At 35.7% G+C, this 18,012-nt stretch carries 16 protein-coding genes; 13 read left to right on the forward strand and 3 right to left on the reverse strand.

Annotation, left to right across the window (positions count from 1 at the left end; translation table 11 throughout):
* Position 1: 1 nt before the first annotated feature.
* From BM350_RS10590 to BM350_RS10615, 6 genes are all read left to right on the forward strand, one after another.
* Positions 2-640 carry a response regulator transcription factor gene (locus BM350_RS10590; RefSeq protein WP_090912212.1) on the forward strand — a complete coding sequence of 213 codons (639 nt, stop codon included), beginning with the start codon at positions 2-4 and terminating at the stop codon, positions 638-640.
* Positions 641-644: 4 nt separating this feature from the next.
* Positions 645-1,748, forward strand: coding sequence for a sensor histidine kinase (locus BM350_RS10595; protein ID WP_090912210.1), 1,104 nt, complete (start codon positions 645-647; stop codon positions 1,746-1,748).
* A gap of 261 nt (positions 1,749-2,009) precedes the next feature.
* Complete coding sequence (locus tag BM350_RS10600; protein ID WP_090912208.1) at positions 2,010-2,945, forward strand: ABC transporter ATP-binding protein; 936 nt, start codon at positions 2,010-2,012, stop codon at positions 2,943-2,945.
* Between the two features lie 37 nt (positions 2,946-2,982).
* Positions 2,983-4,092, forward strand: a complete 1,110-nt coding sequence (locus BM350_RS10605; protein ID WP_090912206.1) for an ABC transporter permease — start codon at positions 2,983-2,985, stop codon at positions 4,090-4,092.
* Between the two features lies 1 nt (position 4,093).
* Positions 4,094-5,239 (forward strand): ABC transporter permease, encoded by a 1,146-nt coding sequence (locus tag BM350_RS10610; RefSeq protein WP_090912204.1) that lies wholly within the window; start codon positions 4,094-4,096, stop codon positions 5,237-5,239.
* A gap of 301 nt (positions 5,240-5,540) precedes the next feature.
* Entirely contained in the window at positions 5,541-6,686 is a 1,146-nt protein-coding gene (locus BM350_RS10615; protein ID WP_244547986.1) for a phospholipase D-like domain-containing protein, read from the forward strand.
* 240 nt (positions 6,687-6,926) lie between these two features.
* On the opposite strand, the gene BM350_RS26875 is transcribed toward BM350_RS10615, so the two are convergent.
* Complete coding sequence (locus tag BM350_RS26875) at positions 6,927-7,076, reverse strand: hypothetical protein (protein WP_170857679.1); 150 nt, start codon at positions 7,074-7,076, stop codon at positions 6,927-6,929.
* A gap of 222 nt (positions 7,077-7,298) precedes the next feature.
* Positions 7,299-8,042, reverse strand: a complete 744-nt coding sequence (pyrH, locus tag BM350_RS10630; RefSeq protein WP_090912197.1) for a UMP kinase — start codon at positions 8,040-8,042, stop codon at positions 7,299-7,301.
* A 376-nt stretch (positions 8,043-8,418) separates the two neighbouring features.
* Between pyrH and BM350_RS10635 the strand changes: the two genes are divergently transcribed.
* The 5 genes from BM350_RS10635 to BM350_RS10655 all read left to right on the forward strand — a co-directional run bounded on the left by BM350_RS10635 (position 8,419) and on the right by BM350_RS10655 (position 15,408).
* Positions 8,419-9,690 (forward strand): cation:dicarboxylate symporter family transporter, encoded by a 1,272-nt coding sequence (locus BM350_RS10635; protein ID WP_090912195.1) that lies wholly within the window; start codon positions 8,419-8,421, stop codon positions 9,688-9,690.
* Between the two features lie 173 nt (positions 9,691-9,863).
* Entirely contained in the window at positions 9,864-11,303 is a 1,440-nt protein-coding gene (aspA, locus tag BM350_RS10640; RefSeq protein ID WP_090912193.1) for an aspartate ammonia-lyase, read from the forward strand.
* A 55-nt stretch (positions 11,304-11,358) separates the two neighbouring features.
* Positions 11,359-13,092 carry an oxaloacetate-decarboxylating malate dehydrogenase gene (gene malS, locus BM350_RS10645; RefSeq protein ID WP_090912191.1) on the forward strand — a complete coding sequence of 578 codons (1,734 nt, stop codon included), beginning with the start codon at positions 11,359-11,361 and terminating at the stop codon, positions 13,090-13,092.
* A gap of 74 nt (positions 13,093-13,166) precedes the next feature.
* Entirely contained in the window at positions 13,167-14,471 is a 1,305-nt protein-coding gene (locus tag BM350_RS10650; protein ID WP_280141374.1) for an ATP-binding protein, read from the forward strand.
* 4 nt (positions 14,472-14,475) lie between these two features.
* Positions 14,476-15,408, forward strand: a complete 933-nt coding sequence (locus tag BM350_RS10655) for a response regulator (protein WP_090912186.1) — start codon at positions 14,476-14,478, stop codon at positions 15,406-15,408.
* A gap of 302 nt (positions 15,409-15,710) precedes the next feature.
* On the opposite strand, the gene BM350_RS10660 is transcribed toward BM350_RS10655, so the two are convergent.
* Complete coding sequence (locus tag BM350_RS10660; RefSeq protein WP_090912184.1) at positions 15,711-15,887, reverse strand: DUF3934 family protein; 177 nt, start codon at positions 15,885-15,887, stop codon at positions 15,711-15,713.
* Positions 15,888-16,617: 730 nt separating this feature from the next.
* Between BM350_RS10660 and BM350_RS10670 the strand changes: the two genes are divergently transcribed.
* Both BM350_RS10670 and BM350_RS10675 read left to right on the forward strand, forming a co-directional pair.
* Positions 16,618-17,469: an NAD-dependent epimerase/dehydratase family protein gene (locus BM350_RS10670; protein ID WP_090912182.1), complete on the forward strand. Its 852-nt coding sequence runs from the start codon at positions 16,618-16,620 to the stop codon at positions 17,467-17,469.
* Positions 17,470-17,726: 257 nt separating this feature from the next.
* Positions 17,727-17,948 carry a sigma factor gene (locus BM350_RS10675; RefSeq protein ID WP_090912180.1) on the forward strand — a complete coding sequence of 74 codons (222 nt, stop codon included), beginning with the start codon at positions 17,727-17,729 and terminating at the stop codon, positions 17,946-17,948.
* The last annotated feature ends 64 nt before the right edge of the window (positions 17,949-18,012 follow it).

The following is an 18,012-nucleotide window of genomic DNA, read 5'->3' on the forward strand; positions in this document are numbered from 1 at the left end:
CATGAAAATAAAAATATTAATAGCTGATGATAACTCTTTTATTAGAGAAGGCATGAAGATTATTTTAAGTACATATGAAGAATTTGAAGTGTTAGAAACGGTAAATGATGGACAAGAAGCTTTAGCATATTGTAAAAAACATGAAGTGGATATTGCGCTTTTAGATGTTCGGATGCCAAATATGAACGGTGTGGAAGCAACGAAATTAATTTGTGAACAAACAAAAACAAAGCCGCTTATTTTAACGACATTTGATGATGACGAATACATTTTAGATGCAGTGAAAAATGGAGCGAAAGGTTATTTACTGAAAAATAATGACCCAGAGCGTATTCGTGATGCGATAAAAGGAGTATATAACGGGCAAACTGTTATGCAAGACGTAGTGCTTGATAAAATTAAGTCTAACTTGCTGGAAAACAAAGAAGAGGAGTCAAAAATAGATAAGACTCTTTTCACAGAGAGGGAACTTAGTATTATTGCATTAATTGCAAAGGGTTTCTCTAATAAAGAAATTTCAAAGCAGCTCTTCATATCAGAAGGAACAATTGCAAATTATATTACGTCTATTCTAGGGAAAACGGGCCTTGAGCATCGTACGCAAATCGCGATTTACTATTTAACAGGGAAAGTAGACTAATTATATGGAATTTTGGTTAATCATGAGTAAATTAATTGTCTTCCTATATATTGTGTTCAGTTATATTTACTCAAGTGCTACAAACTTACCGTGGGTTATATTTGCTTTGCTTTCATATCTTTGTGTGAACGTGACAATTTCTATTTTAAAACAAGATGCTTATAAAAAAATATTAATCGGAATTTCAACTGGCATTACAATTTTGTTTACAGGACAGATTCATCCGTTATTCATTTTGTTTTTACCACTGAACTTATATGAACTAGTATCTTATTACGTGAAAGAGAAATGGCAGCCTTTTTTAATTATGATTCTTCCTATTGTTTTTGCTGATGAAAGTGTCCGAATGACATATGGATTAATTGCTACATTTTGTTTTCTTATTTTCACAATGGCGTCTCTTTATACAGCGCGTTTATTAAAGTTTGAAATGCAAAATGATAGGATGCGAAAGGATATGCAACGACTCACAAAGAGCTTAAACGAAAATAAAGAATACATAAGACAATCTGAATACACATTTAAATTAGAAGAGAGAAATCGATTATCACAAGAAATTCATGATAAAATTGGCCATTCCATGACAGGTGCGCTTATTCAAATGGAAGCAGCAAAGAGGTTAATGGAAATAGATAGGGACAAAGCTGCGGAGTTATTACAAAATGCGATTCATATTTCTAAAGATGGTATTGAAAGTATTAGGATTACCCTTAAAAATATGAAACCACCAACTGAGCAAATGGGGATTCATCGTATGAAATTATTCATAGATGAATTTGCGAGCAAGCATAATATAAAAATTCCATTTGTATATAAAGGAAATTTGGATACAATTTCTCCTATCCAGTGGAAAATTATCGGTGAAAATGTTACAGAGGCATTAACGAATGCGATGAAATATGCGGATGCGACGGTTATTTCAATCGATATTCATGTGCTTAACAAGATGGTTAAGGTGCAGGTGAAGGATAATGGGAAGGGTGGAGTTCTTGTTAAAAAAGGCCTTGGTATTATTGGGATGGAGGAGAGAACCGCGTCCGTTAATGGCAAGATTATTGTAGATGGAACCGATGGTTTTTCTGTAACAATGCTACTGCCGATACAATAAAGTGAAACTTCCATCAGTGGGGAGTTTTTTCATCTCCCACTGATGGAAAGCCCGCCCAATCGGGCTTTTACGGGTAGTTATCCCCCACCAATATTGAGGGGAGCCTACTGCCCGTTAATGCGGGATAAAGAATAAGTGAGATGAATGATCTCATATGAAAAAAGTGAATATTCTCATGTGAAAAGAATGAACTTCTGCACTGAGCAGGTTCATTTTTTTTGCTTATAATAACAACATAGAAACGAAAACAGGGGTGAAATGATGAACGCATTAGAAATAAAAAACTTAACGAAAAAATTTGGGGATTTCATCGCAGTAGATAATATGTCTTTAGCTATTAAACAAGGAGAAATATTTGGTTTTTTAGGTTCAAATGGTGCTGGTAAAAGTACAACAATTAATATGATTGCTGGATTGTTACGAAGTAACGAAGGTGAGATTTGTATACTAGGAAAAAATATAAAGAAGCATAACCGTTTTACAAAAATGAACATCGGTATTGTCCCGCAAGATTTAGCAATTTACGAGGAATTAACAGCCTATGAAAATGTAAAGTTTTTTGCAGGATTATATGGCTTACGAGGAGCGGAATTAAAAGCGAGAGTAGAAGAAGCCCTTCAATTTGTAGGGCTTAGTGATAAACATAAAAGCTATCCAAAGAACTTTTCCGGTGGAATGAAACGAAGACTTAACATTGCTTGCGCTATTGCGCATCGTCCGAAGTTAATTATTATGGATGAACCGACAGTAGGGATTGATCCGCAGTCAAGGAACTACATTCTCCAGTCTGTTCGAAAGTTAAATGAAATGGGGAGCACAATCATTTATACAAGTCACTATATGGAAGAAGTGGAGGAAATCTGTACAAAAATTGCGATTGTTGATCACGGAAAGATTATTGCAGAAGGAACGAAAGAACAGTTAAAGGCGATCATTACTGATACGAAAGATATTTGGATTGAAGTAAAATCGCTTGAAAATATGAATGTGAACCAACTTAAAGAAATTAGCGGGGTTAAGGCTGTTCAAATAGAAGAGAACGTAATTAAAGTGAATTCCGATACAGGAGTGAACAATTTAAATAAAATCATTCAATATTTTATTAGTCATGATATAGAAATACGATCATTAGAAGAACAGGCACCAAACTTAGAAACAGTGTTTCTGACGTTGACGGGAAGAAAATTACGAGACTAACAAGATTAATAGTAAATAGAAAAAGGAGGTTCATCGTTTGAATATCTTCAATATTGCTATCACACAAATTAAAAGGGATTTTCGAGATATAAGAACATTAGTTTTTATGTTAGCATTCCCAGTTGTGCTTATGCTAATCTTGGGAACAGCTTTAACAAATGCATTTAATAGTGACAGTCTTTCTATTAAAAATATACAGGTATTATATAAAGATGAAGCGGATAGTAAGTTTTCACAATCATTTGAAGCATTTATAAAAGAAACAAGTAAATCGGGAATTCACTTTAAAAAAGTTTCAACCGATGTAGATGGAAAGGAAGAAGTGAAACAAAATAAATATGCTGGCTATGTAGAAATGAATCAAGATGGTGTGAAGTTATATGAGAGTGATCGAAATAGTATTGAAGGAAGTATTGTTGAGGGGATGCTTACTACATTTGTCGATAAGTACAACGTAGTAGTAGAAGTTGCGAAAGTAGATCCTGAGAAAGTTAGTACAGTTATTTCAAGTGGAAATCATGATGATTATATAAAAGAGACATCTTTACAAGCTGCTAAAAAACCAAGTTCTATGGATTATTATGCGGTTGTGATGACGACAATGATTGCCTTGTACGGAGCGATGGGAGCAAGTCATCTCATTCGCGGAGAGCGATTACGAAGAACGGGAGATCGTTTAATTGCTGCGCCGGTTAGCAAAGCGGAGATTTTCTTAGGAAAAATATTTGGTAGTCTTGTAACAAACGGACTTTGTTTACTTCTTGTTATTTTCTTTAGTAAGTTTGTCTATAAGGCAAATTGGGGCGATCATCTTGGGGTAGTTTTTCTGATTTTACTGACAGAAGTATTGCTTGCGATTAGCTTTGGATTAGGGATAGGCTATATTACGAAAACAGGTGAGACAGCTAAAGCAATGATTATGGTCGTTGTACAATTAGCTTCTATTTTTGGAGGGGCATATTTTGTAGTCGAAGAAAATGTGCTGACAAATATGTCGCCATTAACATGGGCAAATACAGCGATTATGAAAATTATTTATGCGAATAATTTAGGAGCAGCATTTCCGGTAATTTCTTTAAACCTTGGAATTTCAGCATTGTTTTTATTGCTTGCGATTATCGCATTACGTAGACGGGAGGGGCTATAATATGAAAGATATTTTATGGCTCATACAAAAAACATTATCTGTACTTTTGAAAAATAAAAAAGGGTTACTTTTTATTATTGGATTGCCAATAGCAGGAGCATTAATTTCATTTCTGATGTATGGAAATACAGGGCAGGGGACATTACGCATTGGAGTTGTAAATAATGAGAATCATTATTTAGCAAGTGATACTGTGAAATTTATAGAAGGATTAGACCATGTAAAAGTAAGCAAAATTAAATCATCAGAAATAGAAGAGAACCTTGCCTCGAAAAAACTTGATGCAGTCATTACGTTAGATTCAGGTTTTTCGCAAAGTACTCGAGATGGCAAGCCGAGTCACATTGAAATCTCCTCCATTAAAGGTGTACAAATCACAGGTTTTATAAAATCTTATTTGTATAATTATATTGATAATATAACGGCAATAAGTAAAGTAGCTCAAGATGATCAAAGCAAGTTTGACAAGATGTATGCAAGCTATCAAAAAAATTCGTTCAAGTTAACAGCTCATACACTTAAGGATACTTCGAAAAATAAAGATATGACGAATCAAACAGTTGGTTATCTCATAATGTTTATGCTATTTTCAGCGGTGAACTTTTCAGAAGTAATTTTGAAAGAAAAAGAGAATAGAACGTATTTCAGATTATTATCAACACCGATAGATGGAAGGAAATATATATTATCTAATGTTGCTGTTAATATGCTTATTTTAATCGTACAAATTGTTGTAACAGTATTATGTATGACGAATGTATTTCATATTGATACCAATATGCCTTTGCTTGTTATGATTGGAGTATTGATGATATTTGGCTTAATCGCAATAGGTTTATCGTTAGCAATTGTATCTTTTGCGAAAAATTCACCTTCTGCAAACGCAATGCAAAACATCATTATTACACCTACATGTTTGCTTGCGGGATGCTTCTTTCCATTTGAAATTATGCCAACATCGGTCCAAAAAATAGCTGAATTTCTTCCGCAGCGTTGGTTATTAGATACAATCACGAAATTACAGCAAGGAACGCAGTTCGCAGATTTATATTTAAACATTTTAATCTTATTCGCCTTTGCAATTTCCTTCTTCTTAATTGCTATTTATAAATTTGGCCGTAATAACGATGCTAGGAATTTTATTTAATAAAGATGCAAAAAGGGTACAGCTGAATGCTGTATCCTTTTTGTGCATGGGCGAATTAAAGTATCTTTTGTAATATTGATATGCTTTTATATAAAACCTCATTATGAGTTCCTTGTACAATATATTTGTCTCCGTCTAAAAGAAAAACAATATTTGAAGCATTTAACGAGCATTAAAAGCAACTTCTGTTGAAATACTATGTAGAGACAATTATTTTGTACGGAAGGAAAACGAAACGGTGAAAAAAATACTTCGGATTATTTCTATTATCATTGCTATATTAGTTCTTCTGCTTGTTTGGATGCATGTTGATGTTACACTGGGCAGAAAAATAGAAGCGAACAAAAATCAAACGAAAGAATATGGACCTCACTATAGTGATTTTCAATTATATGCTGATGGGCAACCTTTGTATCAGCAGCTATTTTCTGATATAAAAGAGGCGAAACATTCAATTTTCACCTATTTCTTTATCATTTCAGATGATAAAAGCGGCCATACTTTTTTGAAGTTGTTGCAAGAAAAGGCAAAAGAAGGAGTACAAGTATACTTGTCAATCGATTTGATTAATGATTTGTCTTTCGAAAGAAAATTTAAAAATGAATTACAAGCAAGCGGTGTTCATTTTACATATAGTAGAAAACCTGAATTTCCATTCTTTTTTTATTCGCTACATCATCGGAATCACCGCCGAATCACGACAATTGATGGGAAAATAGGGTACAGTGGTGGTTTTAACATAGGAGATGAGTATTTAGGAAAAGAAAAGAAATTTGGATACTGGCGAGATTATCATATACGAATAACGGGAGAAGGGGTGAGAGATTTAGAAGAACAGTTTGCAATAGACTGGAAACGAGATGCTTCTGAAGTAATAACAAGTACTTCTAAACAGAGTGTCCCAGGGAAAACGTTACATACAATGTCTAGTTATAATGGTCATGATGTAATCCAAAAGTATATTGAATTAATAAAGCAGGCAAAACAATCTATTGTTATTGCCACCCCGTATTTTATACCAAAAGATGAAAAACTTATGAATGCTTTAATTCAAGCAAGGCAGCGTGGTGTTTCCATTAAAATACTATGGTCTTTCAAGCCGGATGTTCCTTTTATAAAAGAGGCTGCATATCCTTATATTCGGCAAGCTATCGAGAATGGTATTTCTGTATATGGATATAAAAAGGGGATGTTTCATGGAAAAGCTATGGTATTTGATAATGAAACAATCGTTATAGGGACAACAAATTTTACTTCACGTAGCTTTCATATCAATGATGAGATGGATTTCTATATAAAGGATGGTCCGATTCTGCAACAAATCAATCAGGCATTAGCGCAAGATATTCAAGATTCAAAAGAAATGACGATATCATTTTTAAACAATTTATCCTTTTTAGATAAGTGTAAAGAAAAGATAGTAGGGATATTTAATTATTATTTATAGGCGCAAAAATATGAATGAGGGAAAATGCGGCGTGATGATGCATTTTTTCTTATTTATCCCGCTACTTTAGGGCAGTAAGACTCCCACCTCAAGATTCTGAGAAAACAAAGAAGATAGGTGGGAGATAACTGTCCATAAGAGCCCGATTGGGTGGGCTAACCATCAGTGGGGGATGAAGAAAAACCCCCACTGATGGAAGTTTCACTTTATAATGATTCCTCGAGAAACGAAAACATATTTTTACAACGATATCATGCGGCTTGTCATATGTACATAGAAGAGCATGCACCAAAGGATTGTGCGGATGTAGTTGTAAACAATAATCATATAGAAGAACCAGTAGTTGTATTCACCAATTTGTGATTGTATATATAAGTTTAAAAACGACATAAAAACCCCCTTTTTTAGGGGGACGAGAGCATTTGGTCATGCATGGAAGCGGTTAGGGATTTTTTCTGCTACATGCAAGGGTTTAAAACAAAAGGAGAAAGCAAGTAGCGGTCATGTTGTATTCTGCAAAGCAGCGATTTATTATAGAAAGTATAAGGTGCGGTGTATCACTGCACCTTATTGTATGTTCATAATTGCAGTTGGATTTTGTTTTGAAAAATGCTAGTTTTCATCCTCAAGCTTTGTTAACTGATGGCTGATTAAAGTGCCGATATGTTCTCCTAAGCATATTTTTTTCATAACTCCTTGTTCATCAAAGTTAAAGATATGGACGGGTAAATGATAGTCACGAGCAAGTAGTAAAGCTGATTGGTCCATCACTTTTATATTGTTTTTGACGACGTCGTTATAGTTTAAATGGTGATACATTTTTGCTGATTTATTTCGCTTGGGGTCACTTGTGAAGACACCATCTACACCTTGTTTTGCAACTAAAATTGCGTCGCTATTCATTTCGATTGCCCGTTGTACACTTGGATAATCTGTTGTAACAAAAGGCTGGCCATTGCCGCCTCCAAAAATAACAATGTATCCTTTATCTAAATGATGCATAGCTCGTAAATGAATGTAGGGTTCGGCAACAGTAGTAATAGGAATAGATGTCATGACGCGAACTTCTTTATCTGTTTTACTTTTTAGTACACCGCGTAACATTAAGCTATTAATAATTGTGCCTAATGTACCTATATTGTCTGCCTCTACCCGGTCAATTCCCCAGTCCTCAGCTAAATTCCCTTTAAAAATGTTACCTCCACCCACGACAATAGAAACTTCAATTCCCAAATCGATAATAGATAAAATTTCAGTTGCGATGTGCTCTAAATGATTGGAACTAAAACTGTTTCCATCATGATCGGCTAGAGCGCCGCCGCTTAGTTTGATTAAGACCCGCTGATACAATTTCATCATTACTCCTCCTTTTAAAAATGACAATAAAAAAAGAGCGAAGGCGAATGCCTTTGCTCCTTTACGAGAAAATGAAACGGAAAAGAAAGGTTTATAATGAAAGTTATTGTATATCTTTTCATAATATCTCCTCCTTTTCGTTTCATTGTTTAATAGGTGTGCTTTTTAGATTATACAAAATAATCTGATGTTTTAACAATTCTATGTTTCAATTGTATACTAAAGAAGAACAACAATGAACATTTTAAGGGGGAAATTCGAAAGTTTTGTGACAAACTTGTAGTTTTTTGTCTGATTCTGTAGGTTCACCTATATCATGTGGGTAAGCTTTTATACATACAAATTGAAAGCGTTCGCATGGAGGGGATGAAAATACATGAAAAAATTCGGATTAGCTACACAAATTTTTGTAGCGCTCATTTTAGGGATTGTAGTAGGGGCAATCTTTTATGGGAATAAAACAGCTATTTCCTATATTACACCGCTTGGAGATATTTTTATTCATTTAATTAAAATGATTGTTGTTCCAATTGTTATTTCTGCACTTATTGTAGCGGTAGCTGGTGTGGGCGATATGAAGAAGCTCGGTAAATTAGGCGGAAAGACAATCCTTTATTTTGAAATTATTACGACGATTGCTATTTTAATGGGATTAATAGCAGCAAACGTGTTCCACCCAGGAACGGGCGTTGATATGAGCCATTTACAGCAAGGTGATATTTCAGCATACAAAGCAACAGCTGATGCAACGCAGAAAAAAGGTTTTGCAGAAACAATTGTTCATATTGTACCAAAAAACGTATTTGAATCAATTGCACAAGGAGACTTATTACCAATTATTTTCTTCTCAGTGTTATTTGGTTTAGGGGTTGCTGCAATCGGAGAAAAAGGAAAGCCAGTCTTTCATTTCTTTGAAGGTGTCTTAGAAGCAATGTTTTGGGTGACAAATCAAGTCATGAAATTTGCTCCGGTTGGTGTATTTGCACTAATTGCTGTTACGGTTGCAAAATTTGGAGTGGCTACACTGCTTCCGTTAGGGAAATTAGTGGTCGCAGTTTATGTAACAGTTGTGTTATTTGTTATTGTTGTACTAGGTATAAATGCAAAAATGGTGGGAGTAAACATTTTCACCTTAATGAAAGTTTTAAAAGAAGAATTGATTTTGTCTTTTACAACAGCAAGTTCAGAAGCCGTTTTACCAAATATTATGAGAAAAATGGAAGAGTTCGGTTGTCCGAAGGCCGTAGCTTCTTTCGTAATACCTACTGGTTACACATTTAACTTAACTGGATCAGCTATTTATCAAGCGTTAGCATCGCTATTTGTGGCGCAAATGTACGGTATACACATGTCACTAACAGAACAAGTTACATTGTTATTTGTTTTAATGTTAACGTCTAAAGGAATGGCTGGTGTTCCTGGTGCTTCCTTTGTTGTCGTATTGGCAACATTAGGTTCGATGGGACTTCCATTAGAAGGAATTGCTTTAATTGCTGGTATTGACCGCATTTTAGATATGATTCGCTCGTCTGTCAATGTATTAGGGAACGCATTAGCAGCGATTGTCATGTCAAAATGGGAAGGCGAATTTGATCAAGCGAAAGCAAAACAGTATGTAGAAACTGTAAATCAAACAAAAGCAGCATAAATTAAAAGCTTAATCAGTGAGAGGTTTTTTATCTCTCGCTGATTATTCGTGAAACGAATTGATTTATCACAAATAGTATATCTCTCGCTTCATTTTTTATTTCTTATAAAATTTGAGGTAGGAGAATGGTTACATATGAATGTGGAGAAAAATAAGTTGAGGAGTGAACATATATGGCAGCAATAACTGAAGCTACAAAAGATGTGCGAATTGAAAAAGATTTTTTAGGTGAGAAAGAAGTACCAATGCATGCATATTATGGTGTTCAAACAATGCGTGCGGTCGAAAACTTTCCGATTACAGGTTATAAAATTCATGAAGGATTAATTAAAGCATTTGCGATTGTAAAAAAAGCGGCGGCGCTTGCAAATACAGATGTTGGGCGATTAGAACTAAAAAAAGGTACAGCAATTGCGGAAGCAGCACAAGAGATTCTTGAAGGGAAATGGCACGAGCATTTTATCGTTGATCCGATTCAAGGCGGAGCTGGAACTTCTATGAATATGAATGCAAATGAAGTTATTGCCAATCGTGCTCTTGAATTATTAGAAATGGAAAAAGGGGACTATCATTACATTAGTCCAAATAGCCATGTGAATATGGCACAATCAACAAATGATGCATTCCCGACTGCAATTCATATTGCGACGTTAAACTTGTTAGAAGAATTATTACAAACGATGGGATATATGCGTGATATCTTTGAATTAAAAGCAGAACAATTCGATCATATTATTAAAATGGGACGTACGCATTTACAAGATGCTGTACCAATTCGTCTTGGACAAGAGTTTAAAGCATACGCTCGCGTGCTTGGACGCGATATAAAACGCATCGAGAAATCTCGTCAACACTTATATGAAGTGAATATGGGAGCAACAGCTGTTGGTACAGGATTAAATGCAGATCCGCAGTACATTGAGGCTGTAGTAAAACATTTGGCGGCTATTAGTAAGTTGCCTCTTGTTGGAGCAGAGGATTTAGTAGATGCAACGCAAAATACAGATGCATATACAGAAGTATCAGCTGCACTGAAAGTGTGTATGATGAATATGTCAAAAATTGCAAATGACTTACGCTTAATGGCATCTGGTCCACGTGTTGGGTTAGGTGAAATTATGCTTCCAGCTCGTCAACCTGGTTCTTCTATTATGCCAGGGAAAGTAAATCCTGTAATGCCAGAAGTGATTAACCAAATTGCGTTCCAAGTAATTGGGAACGACCATACAATTTGTCTTGCTTCAGAAGCAGGCCAATTAGAGCTAAATGTAATGGAACCGGTGCTTGTATTTAACTTACTTCAATCCATCAGTATTATGAATAACGGCTTCCGTGCTTTTACAGATAATTGCTTAAAAGGGATTGAAGCAAATGAAGAGCACTTAAAAGAGTATGTTGAGCAAAGCGTTGGTATTATTACAGCTGTGAATCCACATATCGGATACGAAGCAGCAGCTCGCGTTGCAAAAGAAGCAATTGCAACTGGCCAATCTGTCAGAGAGCTGTGCCTGAAAACCGGTGTATTATCAGAAGAAGAATTAGATTTGATTTTAGATCCGTATGAAATGACGCACCCTGGAATTGCGGGAGCATCTCTTTTAAAGAAAAATTAAAAAAAGGGGGGGACTTTCCCCCTTTTTTTGTTTACAATATAGAAATGTTATATATATAAATAAGGGTAGGGATTTTATGAGTAAATTTACAGTTTCCTCGGATGGAACTTTAGAAACGACATTACGAGGAAGGGAAGTATTAGCAACACCACTTTTAAATAAAGGCGTTGCTTTCACAACAGAAGAAAGGGAAGAACTAGGGCTGAAAGGATTATTACCACCAGCTGTATTAACATTGGACGAACAAGCACGCCGTGCATATGAACAGTTTTGTTCACAGCCGGATGACTTATTAAAAAACGTATACTTAACAGCACTGCATGATCGTAATGAAGTGTTATTTTATCGTTTGCTTACAAATCATTTACGAGAAATGCTTCCGATTGTATATACGCCAACTGTTGGTGTGGCGATTCAAAGATATAGTCATGAGTATCGTAAACCACGTGGGGTGTATTTATCAGTTAATGATCCAAATGGTATTGAGGAAGCATTTTCTAACATTGGTGCAACTGCAGAAAATATTGATTTAGTCGTTGTAACAGACGGTGAAGGTATTTTAGGAATTGGAGACTGGGGTGTAGGTGGTATTAATATTGCCATTGGAAAACTAGCTGTTTATACAGCAGCAGTTGGTATTGATCCAAGTCGTGTATTACCGGTTATTTTAGATGTTGGTACAAACAATGAAGATTTATTAAATAATCCGTTTTATATCGGAAATCGCCATCCACGTGTAACGGGAGAAGCGTATGATACATTTATTGATTTGTTTGTAAAAGCTGTATGTAATAAGTTTCCGAATGCATTGCTGCACTGGGAAGATTTTAGTACACGTAATGCACGTAAAATTTTAGACAAATATCGCGATAGCGTATGTACATTTAACGATGATATACAAGGAACTGGGGCTGTTTCACTGGCAGCTGTGTTATCAGCTGTGAAGGCTTCAGGTATTCCACTTTGTGAACATCGCGTTGTAGTCTTTGGTGCGGGTACTGCTGGAGTTGGAATTGCAGATCAAGTACGTGATGCAATGGTGCGCTTAGGTTTATCAAAGGATGAAGCAAACCGCCGTTTTTGGTGTATTGACCGTAATGGTTTACTTACTGATAATATGGATGATCTTCTTGATTTCCAACGTCCTTATGCACGTGAAAAGTCTGAAGTCCAACAATGGCAGCAATCAGAAATGATTGGTCTTGCTGAAGTTGTAAAACATGTACAACCAACTATTTTAATCGGGACGTCAACAGTTGCTGGTGCATTTACAGAAGCAATAGTAAAAGAAATGGCAGCACATGTGGAACGACCAATTATTTTACCAATGTCTAATCCAACGCCTCTTGCGGAAGCGAAACCAGCCGATTTAATTTCTTGGACAGAAGGGCGAGCGCTTGTTGCAACTGGTAGTCCGTTCGATCCAGTTACATATAATGGAGTTACTTATATAATTGGGCAATCTAACAATGCACTTATCTTCCCAGGTCTTGGTCTTGGTACAAATGTTGTTCGTGCTCGTGTAATGACAGATGGCATGTTTGCAGCGGCAGCAGAAGCGGTAGCGAGTATGGTAGATACAAGTCAACCTGGTGCACCAATTCTTCCAGAAGTAGAAGAGCTGCGTAATATTTCAGAGATTGTTGCTCTTGAAGTAGCAAAAGCGGCAGTTGCTGAAGGTGTTGCTCGTGAGGTATTAAGTGATAACGATATCAGGAAGGCTGTAAAAGATGCAATGTGGCAACCTGTTTATCGTCAAATAAAAGCAGTTGAAAAGGTAACAGTATAGGAATAAAGCCCGTTTATATAATAAGCGGGCTTTCCTTATTATGTTTCAATACTAGATAATGGGAAGTGACGTGTTTGAACTGGCATCAATTGTGGAAAAAAGATATTTCACTTTTAATTATTTTAATTTTGATTGTTCCAGTAGCTGGAGAATTGAACTTTCATCCATTTAATGATACGTTTCGTGTTAGCTTTGGAACACCGATTTTCTTCTTTTTACTATTATTTTTAAGAAAAATTCCAGCTGCTATAGCAGGAATTCTTGTTGGGGCATCTGTAGTAATATTTCGAATTGGCCTTGACTGGATGCTGCAAGGTTCTTTTCATTTTTCAGACTCCTTTTGTATGCGTTATCCAGTCTTCTTTTATTATTTCGTATATGGAAGTCTTTTTTCAATATGCAAAGTAAATCAATTTCATCAAAAACCATTTTTAATCGGATGTTTTGGCATTACGATTGAAATTATTTCAAGTATGGCCGAACTTGCTTTTTATCATATTTTTGTGTTGAGCACGATGATTACAGTTTCAGAAGTCAATAAAATTATTATTATTGCTACTTTCCGTAGTTTTTTTGCGCTCGGTTTTTTAAATATGATGAGTTTATATGAGACAAAATTAAAAGAAGCGCAGGTTCGGAAAGAAAATGAAAAGATGTTTATGCATCTTTCTAACTTGTATGTAGAATCTGTTCATTTGAAGAAAACGCTGCAAGATGCTGAAAGGATCACACAAGAAGCATACCAATTATATCGGAATTTACAGCAGCAAGAAAGTGCTGGAAGTGATATAGAGCTGTATAGTAAGAACGCGCTGAAAATTGCAGGAGAGGTACACGAAATAAAAAAAGATAACCAAAGAATTTTTGCAGGGTTATCTAAACTTCTTTTAGATAAAAATCTTTCGGAATATATAAATGGAAATGAACTGGCGGAAATGATTATAAGAATTAACGAGAAATACGCACAGTTATTACAAAAGGAAATCGTATTTTCTAAACAGATAGAAGGGGAACATACGCAATATCATGTATATACCGTTTTGTCGATTTTAAATAATTTAGTTGCAAATGCTGTAGAAGCGATTGATCGCGTTGGTACAATTACAATTCATGTTAAGAAGCAAGGAGCGGTTGTCACGTTTGAAGTAATAGATGATGGTCCGGGTATTTCGGGGAAATATAAGGAGCTAGTATTTAAGCCTGGTTTTACTTCAAAATATGACCAAACTGGAACACCGTCAACAGGAATTGGCTTATCTTATATAAAAGAGATGGTGACGGAACTTGGGGGAGAGGTTATACTACAAGACAGAGACGCTGAAAGAGGCTGCAAATTTATTGTACGGTTGCCGGAATCTAGCCTGACTAAGGAAGGATGAGTCTATGTTTTATTACATCGTAGATGATGACGAAGTATTTCGTTCTATGTTAGCGCAAATTATTGAAGATGAAGACCTTGGAGAAGTAGTTGGAGAAGAAGAAGATGGGGCTTTTGTAGAAGGGGAAAAATTAAATTTTAAAAAAGTAGATATATTATTTATTGACTTATTAATGCCAATTCGCGACGGAATTGAAACGGTTCGGCACATCGTCCCGTCGTTTGCGGGGAAAGTGGTTATGATTTCTCAAGTAGAATCAAAACAATTAATTGGTGAAGCTTATTCCCTTGGTGTTGAATATTATATTACAAAACCTCTCAATAAAATTGAAGTTGTATCTGTTGTGCGAAAAGTGATAGAGCGTATTCGTCTGGAACGGTCTATTCAAGATATTCAAAAATCACTAAACAATGTATTTCAATGGGAACAACCAAAAGGGCGTATTGAATCAGGGCTAGAAGAGAAAAAAATTGCTGATTCTGGCCATTTTTTATTAGCGGAACTAGGGATTGCTGGGGAGAACGGAAGTAAAGATTTACTAAGTATGCTGGAATACTTATATCAATATGAAAAGAAGGAAACCTTTGAACACGGTTTTCCAGTATTAAAAGATATTTTTCAACATATTACGGTCAAAAAGTTAGGTGAAATGGCTTCGGAAGGTGAGATTGATAAAGAGAGAAAAGCTTCAGAACAAAGGGTGCGCCGAGCAATTTATCAATCGCTTAATCACTTAGCTTCTCTTGGCTTAACAGATTTTTCGAATCCCAAATTTGAAAGCTATGCTCCAAAATTTTTTGATTTTACAATTGTGCGTAAACGAATGACAGAGTTAACAAACGAATCATTATCATCGACTGGTCATACACGAATTAATACGAAGAAATTTATTCAAGTGTTGTATTTTGAAGTGAAGCGATTGACTGAAGACGATTAAGTGGATAAAGTACGGTAAAAGAAAAAGATGTTTGCTTATTTGTGGCAAACATCTTTTTGTATATCACTTTTACTGTTTCATATACGCCCATTTATAACTATAGAATCCAGCAAAATGTCTAATGCAAACATCTTTCACATACGGTCGTTCCAGATACACAAGTCCGGCTTGGAAAATAGGAGCGATGGCAGTGTATCACTTGTTTTGTTGTTTTAAATCTTTGCTTTTCTTCGCAAAATAAACCCACACAACATCTATCTTACACTTACACGAAAGATACCAAGCGGAAATAGCAGTCCTCCCTATCTTTCGGATTTGTCACCTGTATTACTATTTGTCTTTGCGCCACCTGCTTTTTTAACACCTTTGCTTGTATAAGGTTTGGCACTCTTCTTTTTGTTGGCACTGGCTTTCCATCGGTTCCAGCCCTTACTGCCTGTTCCTCTACCTGTTCCACCTTTACCTTTACCTTTACTCATATAATCACTCCGTTATTATTGTATAGCAAATCTGTTTCCACAGTAGTCAATAAATCTCTGAAATAAAATTCTAATTTATGACTTTTTCCTTTCCGACAGTTGCTCATCAAAATGAACAGCAGGATATAATAGTATATCATAATACGGACAGTAATGCGCAAAATCCTCAGGTTCATCCCGCTAATAGAAATCTTTTAAATTAGAAAAAAGAGTCCTTCACAGTTAGGACTCTTTTAATTTTTGCTGATATTTTAAAAAACTACTTCTACAAGAATAAAAGAATAGTTATAAATTTAACTATATAAGGATTAATATATGTATTTGGGTGTGACAAACATTTAAGTATTGTTTTTTAAAAAAAATATATGAATTGTTATATTTTAGTTTCGCGTTGCATAAAAAGAAAAAAGTTCGAGATATGAAAAATTTTGTGATTATATTTATCCCGCATTAACGGGCAGTAAGACCCCCACCTCAAGATTCAGAGAGAAACGAGGAAGATAGGTGGGGGATAACTGCCCGTAAAAGCCCGATTGGTTCAACTAACCGTCAGTGGGGGATGAAGAAAACTCCCACTGACGGAAGTTTCACTTTATAGTTATGTCACACATTACATGATCAATTTGTCTTAAATATGGACGTGAAAAAAAGAGTACATTTTATAGTCGTTTTTTCATTCTAAAGGTGCCGAATTATTAAATTTTAAAAAACGTATTAGGGAGGAATAGAAATGAAAATTTTTCTTGCCGGAGCAACTGGTGTAATCGGACGCTCTTTAATTCCTTTGTTAGTACAGGAGGGCCACGATGTGTTCGGAATGATTCGTGATGAATCAAAGGCAAGCACAATTACAAAATTGGGTGCAAAGCCCGTGGTGGCCGATGCATTTGATCGAGATGCTGTATTCACTGCATTGCAAAATAGTCAGCCAGATGTAGTGATTCATCAACTTACATCGTTAAGTGGAGGGAGTTCGGTAGATAATGCAAAGATGCGAATGGAGGGGACAGAAAATCTTGTAGATGCTGCAAAATCAGCAGGAGTTCGTCGAATGATTGCACAAAGCATTTCATGGGCATATGATCCGGGAGAGGGACCTGCTACAGAAGAAGACATGTTAGACATTACAGCACCGTTTCCGCGAAAAACGACGATAGAAGGTATTATGACGTTAGAAGAAAAGGTGTCTCAAATGCCGGAATTTGTGATTCTTCGTTACGGAACGCTCTATGGTCCGGGAACTTGGTATGCAATAGATGGAATGATTGCGAATCAAGTACGACGACAAGAAATGGCAGCAACTGATGGTGTAGCTTCTTTTCTACATGTAGACGATGCAGCAAGAGCAGCACTACTGGCACTAGATTGGCCATCTGGTCCGGTCAATATTGTCGATGACCATCCTGCACCAGGACATGTTTGGTTGCCTGTTTATGCTTCTGCCATCGGTGCACCTGAGCCTTCTTTTCAAGTTAGTAGTAATCGTGGTGAGCGCGGCGCTTCTAATACTAAAGCTCGAAAAGAATATGGGTGGGAGCCCATTCATCCTTTTTGGTTTAAAGGGTTTCAATATCATTTGTAGAATCTATTATTATATACAAATTGTTAGGTAAGCGAGAGCGTCTGGTCATGCACCAAGGCGGTCAGCCCCCTTGTCTGCCACGTGTAATAAAAAAATCAAAACAGATTCATCCAGTTAGTAATTTTGTTATAAATATTATTTTTTTAAAATATCTTTTGAGAAATTTGCATAGGTAGGCCCTAGGAAATTTTTTCTAGGGTATTTGTGGTTGTATATAATGCTAAAATTTGGGTGAGTTAGCTTCGAGGAGGGGTAAGGTGGAAGAACATCATTTAGACATAAATAAATTGTATATAGCATACAAATCTTATTTTATTGCTATTGCATATAAAATGCTTGGATCGATAAGTGATGCTGAAGATATTGTTCAAGATACATTTCTAAAGCTACAGATGAATGAGATTCACTTAACCGATATTAACAATATAAAGTCGTATATAAGTAGAATGGTTGTAAATCGTTGTATTAATGAATTGTAATCAAGCCGAAAAAAAAGAGAAACTTATGTTGGTACGTGGCTGCCAGAGCCGATTGTACAGGACA

It is taken from the genome of Bacillus sp. 103mf (assembly GCF_900116295.1).
GTDB classification, from domain to species: Bacteria; Bacillota; Bacilli; order Bacillales; family Bacillaceae_G; genus Bacillus_A; species Bacillus_A bruguierae.